Source organism: Candidatus Binatus sp., from assembly GCF_030646925.1.
In the GTDB taxonomy this organism is placed as follows: domain Bacteria; phylum Desulfobacterota; class Binatia; order Binatales; family Binataceae; genus Binatus.
Map to the genome: position 1 here is coordinate 17,842 of NZ_JAUSKL010000039.1, position 9,317 is coordinate 27,158.

4 protein-coding genes and 1 pseudogene are annotated in these 9,317 nt (G+C 57.2%); all 5 read right to left on the minus strand.

Translation table 11 applies throughout. From position 1 onward, the window contains the following. Nucleotides 1-176: 176 nt before the first annotated feature. On the minus strand, nucleotides 177-728 hold the full coding sequence (locus tag Q7S58_RS06670; protein ID WP_304822387.1) for a DUF4145 domain-containing protein: 552 nt from the start codon (nucleotides 726-728) through the stop codon (nucleotides 177-179). Nucleotides 729-740: 12 nt separating this feature from the next. Next, nucleotides 741-2,969, minus strand: coding sequence for a DUF1156 domain-containing protein (locus tag Q7S58_RS06675; protein WP_304822390.1), 2,229 nt, complete (start codon nucleotides 2,967-2,969; stop codon nucleotides 741-743). A 354-nt stretch (nucleotides 2,970-3,323) separates the two neighbouring features. Next, nucleotides 3,324-3,551: pseudogene (locus Q7S58_RS22085) on the minus strand (DUF1156 domain-containing protein); the annotation flags it as partial. Between the two features lie 9 nt (nucleotides 3,552-3,560). Further along, the gene (locus Q7S58_RS06680; RefSeq protein ID WP_304822393.1) at nucleotides 3,561-5,243 is read right to left on the minus strand and encodes a DUF262 domain-containing protein; all 1,683 of its coding nucleotides are present in this window, start codon (nucleotides 5,241-5,243) and stop codon (nucleotides 3,561-3,563) included. Nucleotides 5,244-5,298: 55 nt separating this feature from the next. Beyond that, on the minus strand, nucleotides 5,299-8,802 hold the full coding sequence (locus tag Q7S58_RS06685; protein ID WP_304822396.1) for a helicase-related protein: 3,504 nt from the start codon (nucleotides 8,800-8,802) through the stop codon (nucleotides 5,299-5,301). Nucleotides 8,803-9,317 lie beyond the last annotated feature (515 nt).

Genomic DNA, 9,317 nt, shown 5'->3' on the forward strand with positions numbered 1-9,317 from the left:
TGAGTTTTACGAGAACTATTACGAGACCTCCTCGACGCTTCCGTTAGCCTTGACGAAGAGGCAACTGATTCCGGTCCTTTGCTTCGCCAAGTTTGGCAGCCGGGTCCACAAGCCGCGAAACTGCGGAAGGTCCGGCACCGCGATACTGTATCTCGCAGGACGCTACTAGCCACATCTCAGGCTTCTTCTAGTTTCGCGGCAAGTCGTATTGCCAGATCGGCGAACTCTACGGCTTCGGACTCCGTTATATCGGCGGCATCCTCATGTGCCGCCTGGTTTCGAAGCTCTCTCATCTCCCTGAAAATCTGGTAGGTATGCGGGTCAATTCGTCCATCTGAATGGAGAGAAGCCAGCACTTTCAGGGTCTGCCAGCTGGGCTTGATCCCGTGGCGTTGCGCTGCTCGTCTTGAGGCTTGCTCGAGATGCCGCCACGCAACTAAAACAGCCGCAGAAGGGTCCAATTTGGCTATTTTTTGGAACAATTGCTTGGCTGGAAGTAAATTTGAGAGGTGCGCCTCATCGATAGTAGGCCCAAGCACTGGCGCCGCCTCGGCACTGATTTCTTGAACTTTTTTTCCAAAGGCGATTCTGAATTCTTTGTATCGAATCTCAAGGATGTTCCGAAGCAATTCGGCCAGCGGCTCCTTGAAGTACAACACGAGGAAAAGTAGTAGACTTGGCCACGCAAGGGTTTTGATAAGCGAGGAAATAAAGCTGAGCCAATTCATAAATTCCCGTATTTACAGCAGGCGGGCGGTTTCGCCGCTCGGACCCGAGGCCTGCTTGGTTAGCTCGGGCCAGGATTTGACCAGCATGTTGTAGGCGAATGCTTCCTGCGCCCATTTCTTGCGCTCCGCGATTACATAGAGTCGGTACGCGAGGTCTTTCGCAGCCTCGCCCATCGCACCCAGCTTGCGAAGCATATCCGCAGCCTTATTTTCTCCACCTGTTTCGATTGCGTGCACGAGACGTTGCGTCACCTGCCATATAGTCAGTCGCCGCTCTGTGGTGGGATCCCAGCCGCTGTCGAGATCATCGCGCCCGATGAGGCGCACTTTACCAGCTTTCGATTCGACGATTCCGGCATCGCGCATCGCGTTGACGGCCGTGTCCTTAGCCTTGGAGAGGGTTTCTGCGTCGCCGAACTTGCCCTCGGTCATTCCGAACTGCTCGAACCATGCGACCGCCCATCGGGTCTCGGCGTCGTATTCGCCTTCCTGCTCCGCGAGGACTTCATCGAGTGCATGGTTTATGAGACCGAGCGCGGCACGAACGGTCATCGCAGAGCCGTCGGTTTCGAGGACTTTCGAATAGCGCGAGAAGACGGCCATGCGCGGGCCGATCGCGGCTTGCGCGAGGTCGACCGGCGCGATGCTGCCATGCTGGAGTTTGCGCAGCGCGTCGGGGAGTTCGTCTTTGAGAGCTTTGAGGAACTCCCGCCGCGTCGCCATCGGTGCGTCGTCGAGCCTCGGCCGGCATGCGAGTACGACGGACGAGGCAAGCGCTCCCACGTTCTTCTTCAAGCTACCGACCAGCTCTGTTCGCATCGGCCATGTGCCATTGACCTGAAAGCCAGCTCTGATCAGTCCCTCCAGCATCGTTTCCCAGCCCGTCGATGCGCGCGGCGCAGTGCCTTCATCCGAATCCCCGTCCGACTGCGCTTGTTTGAAGGCATAGAAAAGAGTCAGCGGATATGAGGGCTTCTGGTTGACCCGCATCTGTTGAAACGCCTTACCCAATCCTTCTTCGAAGAAACGTTGCGCGCGTTCCTTACTGCCGTCAAATCGGTAGGGCGTTGCGACCAGCTCTTGAGCCTTTGGTACAAGCATGGTGCTGAAGAGTTGTGGAAAGAGTCTTCCAACCGAGCGACGGAGCCACACGTAGAAGAAATCGGAGAGATCAGCGTAACCGATGTTGTCGTAGTAGGGAGGATCGGTCGCGATAATCGGAGTCTCGACCCCGTTCAACGCAGCTGTAGCATCAAGTTGCTTCGCTGAGCCCATCGTCGCTGGCGCGAGACCGTCGAGGACTTCGCAGGCTGACTGCACAGTCCCAAAAATGTCTCCTCCGGCCCCGGCAAATGGATTCGTTTCCGCGTAATCCCAAGTCATCGGGATGGCCTGCCGGCCTAGAGCTCCGGCGAGGCGGTCCATCCCTACTTCCCAAATCGCGCCGGTGCAGTTTCGACTGGTCGCTTTGCTCAATCCGAACGCGAGGTAGGTTGCGACGGCGTCCGCGTACGCGAGTAGGCCGGTTCCGCCCGCGTCTATGCTTCTTCCATCGTCAGGCATTCCAGCTTCGCGCGCATCTTTGAGCGCGCGCTCGCGCGCCTCTCCAACCAGATCGCTGAACGTCGTAAGCGCCACTAACTGACGAGGTGTAAAGAGATCGCGAAACCGTTTTAGTCCATAGAGCGTGCACCAGATCGCGCGAGGCTCGTATGCGAGTTCCTCTTCGGGCGCCCATCTGGGCTTTACCGTATCCGCGGCAGCTTGATGCGTGTCTGATGCCGCAACGTAGATGCGTCCTCCGCTGCCACCACAGACAATGCTCATGAGGGCGGCGCCAAACCGCTTCGCCATGCCCTCGTCTTTGATGTGCTGATCATCTACCGATTGCTTGCAAACCAGACAGTCAAACTTGGCGCCTCGGCCGGTTTTGGACGCTGCTAACGGCTTGCCGATGCCGGTTTTCACTCGGAATCGCACGGTCTTTGCAGATGTATCAACGATCGGCTCTAGCCAAGCCTGTTTGCCCTTCTTGGTTGAGAGCCAGAACGAGCGCACTAGCGGCATTTGCGCGCCGCAGGCGGGATTCGGGCATTTCACGGTCCGCGCCCACAGCCACGCGATCACGGTAAGCTCGCGTCCGATGAGACCCTTCAGGTCTTCGCGCCCCGCGGCGATCTCTTTCGTGACCTTGACCTTCGGATAGAGATGACCGATGCGCTTCTCGGCCTCGTCGCGCATCCACTTCCCATAATAGCGCACGTCCTCGGCCAGCCCCTGCGCACCCTTCCAGCTCCCCGAGTGTGCGAGACTCTTTTTCGCTTCGGGATTGATTGGAGGCCGTCCAGCGAACTTCGGCGGAATTTCGATCAGCGCCTTGGTGATCAGCACCGCGACTGGATTCAAGTCGCTGCCGTGCGCTTCGAGTCCCAATCTCTGCGCTTCAAGCGGAATCGAACCTCCGCCGCAGAACGGATCGAGCACCGGCGGAGGTTTGCCGTCACATGACTTCATAATCTCCGCACGCGCCGCGGCAAGTACCCGTTCGTTATTCGAGTTCTCCCATAGCACCAGCTCCTCAATTATCCCGAACAGCCGCTCGCGTTCCTTCTTCTGCGCCTCATCGGTTGGAAACTCCTCGGGATGACTCGACGGGTCATCTACTAGTTGCGCGAAGAGCACTGCGCGGCACGCAGCCAGTGGCCGACGCGCCCACCATAGATGCAGCGTGCTAGGATGCCCATGCCGGATACTTTTCTCGCGCGCCGACGCGACATTGATCGCCTCCAGCGGCAACGCCACCTCAATCAACTTCTTCCGCATCTACTGATCCTAAATTTGCTGCTTGTCTTGAACGCCTGTGTGAGCCTTGATTTCGTTCCAGATTGCGTCCTTCCGCCAGGCTGTAAATTCCTCAAACTTGTCCTTCAGAAGCGCCCCGTCTGGGTCATGTGGGAGAAGGTGAGATTTCAGCAGTTCGGCGAATTTCTTCTCGCCAATCGAAGCCCGAACCTCCTTCATGTACTTCGATGGGGGGCGATCATTAATCGATTTGTTCGTCGAACTATCGATAAGTGTGCGATTGAGGATCGAGTCGACGACGGGACCAGAGATCCCCTCCTTCTTCAGCCATGCCTGCGGAAACACGTGATGATCGTCGACGCCGTTCTGCTGAATAAGGCTGCCGCTCAATTTTGCGGCGCTATGAAAGTCGCGCGATCCCAAGCTGACTATGAGGCACATTGCGGCCCGATACTGTGCGCGTTGACGAGGAGTTATATTCTTGAGAATTTCAGGATCGAAACTGAAGTTCGCGATGGAACGCGGCGCCGCACCCTCGGCGATCCAGCCCAGCAATTCAGTTAAATCGACTGCCGCTTGGCTGTTTGCAGCGTTGTCATAGACTTGGCCGAACGTTGAGCACCAGAACCATTGCGCAAGTTTCTGGCGGGCCGCGGCAGCCTGTGGCCCCTTCAACGTCCCCGTTCTTGCGAGGACACCTGCCAGTGGTATCAGCAGAGTGTCATAGGGAAGCCAATTTGGGATCAACACCCCGCAGTCTTCGCGCAATATCTCGAGACTTTTTGCCAAAGCGGCGACGGCTCGGTCCCACCAACCCGTCAAGGCGGAAGGTTTGAGGTCCAAAACGTCACTTCGTTTGCATGAAGGCGCCGCCCGGCTAACGAGAGACACAATTTGAAGCAGGTAATAAGGATCAACCCCAAAATCGGCAATGATTGGGTAATCTTTCTTTGTCTTCTCCCACAAATCGCGCAACTTGATGTTCTGGGGCCAAAATCGAGCAGTTAACAGCTCAAAGACACTCAGTTTCACGCCCGTTCGGTTAAGAGTCTCAAAAATTGTACATACCGCAGCCGCGCTGGTGCTATCTACGAGTGTTACGACAGGAAAAGTATAGCCATCGATTGGCTTTATCCATTGCTCGCCGATAGCCTGCAAGTCCTTTTGAATCCTGAGTCGTTCCTTATCGCTATCTGCGGCTTCCGCAACTTTGAGCATCCAATCGAGGAACCCTCCATAGCCGCTCTTCAGCACACTTAGGGGCATGATCAAATCCTTGGATTGCACGGCAAAGTCGTTGAATTGGTGTGCGATTCGCGAGTTTATACGGAAGTGAACGATACAATCTTCGAAATCGGCGCCACCAATGAGGTCTCGTACTTTGATGAAATACTGATGGTCTCCGACCCCGTAAAATGCTTGATACAGAGAAGTCAGCCTTTGCTGACCGTCGAGCACAAGAAAGGTGGGTTGAGCGCCGTGCAGCGGTGGCGCACCGGCGAATTCGCGGCACGCAAACAGATTGCCCTTGTCTCGTATTCTCAGCAGGCTACCAGCTGGGTAACTCGCAGCAATTGAACTAATTAACTCCTGCGTAGCGCTTGGGTCCCATACAAAATCGCGTTGAAAGTCGGGCAAGGCAGCCTCGCGCGAATGGATCTGTCCCACTAGCTCTTTGAGTTGGCGTGGATTTGTATCTTCGAAAATGTTCATTCAGATGAACCCCCCTTTGGAATCGTCAAATATAGGGCTGGCTGGGATTTGTCACTTAAGCCGGATCAACGGCTCGTGCTATCAGCTCGTCCAATTTGTAGTTCACGCTCGTTACGCCGAAGTCGGGCTCGCGCTGAAATGGGCATCGCACGTAGTGAGGAGTCGCAGCGTCGCCATCGACTTCCACCACCGCCAGAATGAATTCGTCAGGTTTGTTCAGCCCCGTGAGGATCTCATTCTTTGTCACAGTGACGGTCGTGGCGCCTGTGGCGCGACCCTTAACTTCGATAAATCGAAGCCGGCCCTGACCCGGTATCCGCGACTCGATATCGTAGCCGCAGTTCGATTTGCTAACGTCCTGCGGTTCGAAGCCGAGCCGTCTTTCCGCCGCGAGCACCGCTTCCATCGCGATCCTCTCGACTCGCTCGGTGTTATGCCGCTCTTGATCGGAAATCGGAGCAATCTCGCCTTTGAGCCTTCTGAGCAGAGCCTCCGTGACGACTAACGCCCCGCCGATCACGAGCGGCGGCAATGGCGACAGCTTGCGCTCCTGTTCCAATTCCTCCATCCGTTTTAACAGCCTCGCTTCTAAATCCTCTGCGCGCTGACGCGCCCGGCCCGAATTCAGTCTCGGCGTCTTGCCAGCAAGTTCCTGGGCCTTGAGCTCCTCTGCGCGATGATCCCAGTAATTGATCTCTTTCGTCAGGCGATCCCTCACCGCCACCATAGTCTTGTCGACGAGCGCCTCTTTGCGCGTCCTGATCTCGCTCAGATGCTTCGGCACCAGCTCTGTGACCGCATACTCCTGCACCTTGCTTTCCAGATCGCTGCTGAGCCATCCGGCCGCGAGCGCGCCCTCGACCAGCGTTCGCTCATCATCCTCGATCGGGCGGTAGTCAAGATAGGGCGCGTATCCGGCTCCTGCGATATTTGCGGCTTCATCGATCTCCACGAACTGCATCTGGCGCGAAACCATCCGGCGATTCCCGGCAGCGTCGCTGCGCGCATCCTGGATGGCGTGTTCTAGGAAGAAGAGTGCGCGGACTCGCTCGTCGGCCTCATCAGACGAGACCAGAACCGCGCCGCGCTTCAGAAGATCGCGATGTCGCTCGAGCACGATGTCGATCGTCGAATCGAGTAGCGGGTGTCCAGGACAGATGAAATCGGCGAGCGCCTTGCCGGGAACCGAAATCAGAGTTTTCTCGAATGTCACGCGTTCATAACGCGATAAAAGAGGCGCCCCCGCGCCGATAAGTCGATCGCGATTGCGAATAAGCGCCGGCACATGAGTGATCTCATAACGCCGCGGCTCACGCTCACGGCTGCTCCCGCCCAACAGTTTGAACGCCTCGATAAAAAAGCTTGCGATGAAATGCGGCTGCAATCGGCGCGCCTCGGCACGTTCCATATCCTCGCGAATCTGCCGCACCCGGCTCGCATCCATCGAATCATGCGCCAGCGCTCGATCGTCGAGCAGTTCCTCGCAATGCTGCCGATCGGCAAGGTTGTCCACCGTCTGATGCAGCCGGGCGCGCACTTCGGGTTGATCGCCATAACGAATCGCATCGATGAGCAAACCGCGAAGCGGAGTGTCGCGGAACAGCTTGCCGAGGATATCGAAGATTCCTGCGCCAAGGCTCTGGCGCTGTTCATCCAACTTTTCGAACAGCCGCTTGAATACGTCGCCCTCGCGGGTCTCGCCGGCGACCAGATTCCAGAGATGGCAAACTTCCGTCTGCCCGATCCTGTGAATGCGGCCGAAGCGTTGTTCCAGCCGGCTCGGATTCCATGGCAGATCGTAGTTCACCATCAGATGGGCGCGCTGAAGATTGATTCCTTCGCCTGCCGCGTCGGTTGCAACCAGGATTTCGACTTCCCGATCCTGGGTGAATGCTTCCTGCGCTTTACGGCGTTCCTCACGTCCCAGCCCGCCGTGGATTTGGACAAGCGCCTCGTGGCGGCCAAGCAGCGAACGAATCTGCTCGACTAAGTAATTCAGTGTGTCGCGATGCTCAGTGAAGATAACTAGCTTACGGCGATGGCCCTCGGAATCGACGACACTGGGATTCTCTAGCAGCAGGCTTCGGAGTTCCTCCCATTTCTTATCGAATCCGGAGCGCCGCACTTTGAGCGCCAACGCTTCCAGTTGCTTCAGGGTCTGGATCTCGGCTTCCAGCTCGGCGATCGTCTTCGCCGCCGTAGCCTGGTCGACGACCCTCTCCTCGGTTTCCTCGAGTTCTTCGCTGGTAGCATCGTCCAGGTCGTCGATGTCCTCGACTTCGTACTCGGGCAGCGTGATTGCTAGTTCAGTTCGGGCTTCGGAACTCCGCTTCATGAGACGCTCTTCGCGCAATCGGCTTTCAAGGCGTTCGCGCCGACGCCGGAGCGATTGGTGGATCGCCTCCGGGGAAGAAGCGAGGCGCCGCTGAAGAATCGTGAGCGCGAAGCCAACCGTTCCCTTCTGTCCTCCGTTCTGAAGCGCATCCGCACGATTGAATTCCTGGCGCACATAGTCTGTCACGCGCTTGTACAGGTCGGCCTCGGCAGCCGAAAGCTGGTACGTGACGGTGTAGGCGAGACGCTCGGGGAACAGAGGCCTGCCGTCGAATCTGAGCAACTTCTCCTTGACCATTCTGCGAATCAGATCGGAGACATCGACGGTGTGCACGCCGTCGCGGAACTTACCCTCAAAGCGGTCTCCGTCGAGCAACGCCATGAAGAGCTGAAAATCCTCCTCCTTGCCGTTGTGAGGAGTTGCCGTCATCAAGAGGAAATGGCGGGTGAGGTGCGACAGCAGCTTGCCAAGTTTGTACCGCTTGGTTTCCTTGACCTCGCCGCCGAAAAAAGAAGCCGACATTTTATGCGCCTCGTCAACGATGACGAGATCCCAATCGGTCGATTGGAGCTTTGCTTGAAGATCCTCGTTGCGTGAGAGTTTATCGAGTCGGCAGATCGCAAGAGGATTCTCGGAAAACCAATTTCCGGTGCGCGCGGACTCAAGCTTATCGTTCGTCATGATCTCGAATGGCAGGTGAAAGCGCCGATCGAGCTCATCCTGCCACTGTTCGACGAGCATCCCGGGGACAACGATCAGGCATCGTCGCAGATCGCCGCGAATCATGAGTTCCTTTATGAGGAGCCCGGCCATAATAGTTTTGCCCGCACCCGGATCGTCCGCCAGGAGAAATCTCAGCGGCTGGCGCGTCAGCATCTCGCCGTAAACCGCTGTAATCTGGTGCGGCAACGGATCGACCAGCGACGTGTGGACCGCCAGAATCGGATCGAACAAATAGGCGAGTCGGATCCGGTAGGCTTCGGAAACCAGGCGAAACAGCGAACCGTCGCCGTCGAAACTCCACGGACGTCCGGCCGATGCGACATCGATGGTGGGCTCGCGATCGCGATAGACAAGTTCGTTACCGAGACGGCCAGCCGGATCCTTATACGTCAGCTCGACAACGTTCGATCCATGCCACTTCACGTCAACGACTGTGACGATCGCATCGGGCAAAATCCCTTTAACAGACGCGCCTCGCGTCAGATCTTCAAGTCGAGCCATCGAGTGTCCTCGGATGCCGGGGCGGCAAGCCCGCTACGCGCATCCCTCCTGGAGCGTGCATCGAACCTGAGCGTCATCGAACCTGAGCGTGCATCGAACCTGAGCGTGCATCGAACATAGCAAAAGCGTCTGGGAGTTACTAAAGCGTGTCCCGCTGACAACGGACAATTGACGGAAATCTCGACTCTGGCCATACGAACCGTCTTGGGCGTGCGCGACCACGAAGAAATACCGCCTCGGGTGACCCTCTAAAGATCGGACCGGTGAGGTCGGACATACTCTGCGCGGTGCCTTCCGGCCCATAGCTCAGCCTAAGGTAGCGCTCCTCAGCGAACCTCTACTAGACACTACGCCTCAGCCTCCCCTGTGCTGGGCTCTAGCAGGCTGCGGAAAAACGACGGGTTTTCCGCTTGGCAGTGTATAGTGGAGTAGGAAGTGGTTGGAGGAGGAGGTAGCGGTGATGCGCGGGGCGGACCATCAGCAGAGCGGAATGTTCAGCTACATATCGGCGGAGC

Coding starts and splice junctions, on each gene's coding strand:
- Q7S58_RS06670 (WP_304822387.1), bottom strand. CDS start 728: ATGAATTGGCTCAGCTTTATTTCCTCGCTTATCAAAACCCTTGCGTGG.
- Q7S58_RS06675 (WP_304822390.1), bottom strand. CDS start 2,969: ATGCGCGACGAGGCCGAGAAGCGCATCGGTCATCTCTATCCGAAGGTC.
- Q7S58_RS06680 (WP_304822393.1), bottom strand. CDS start 5,243: ATGAACATTTTCGAAGATACAAATCCACGCCAACTCAAAGAGCTAGTG.
- Q7S58_RS06685 (WP_304822396.1), bottom strand. CDS start 8,802: ATGGCTCGACTTGAAGATCTGACGCGAGGCGCGTCTGTTAAAGGGATT.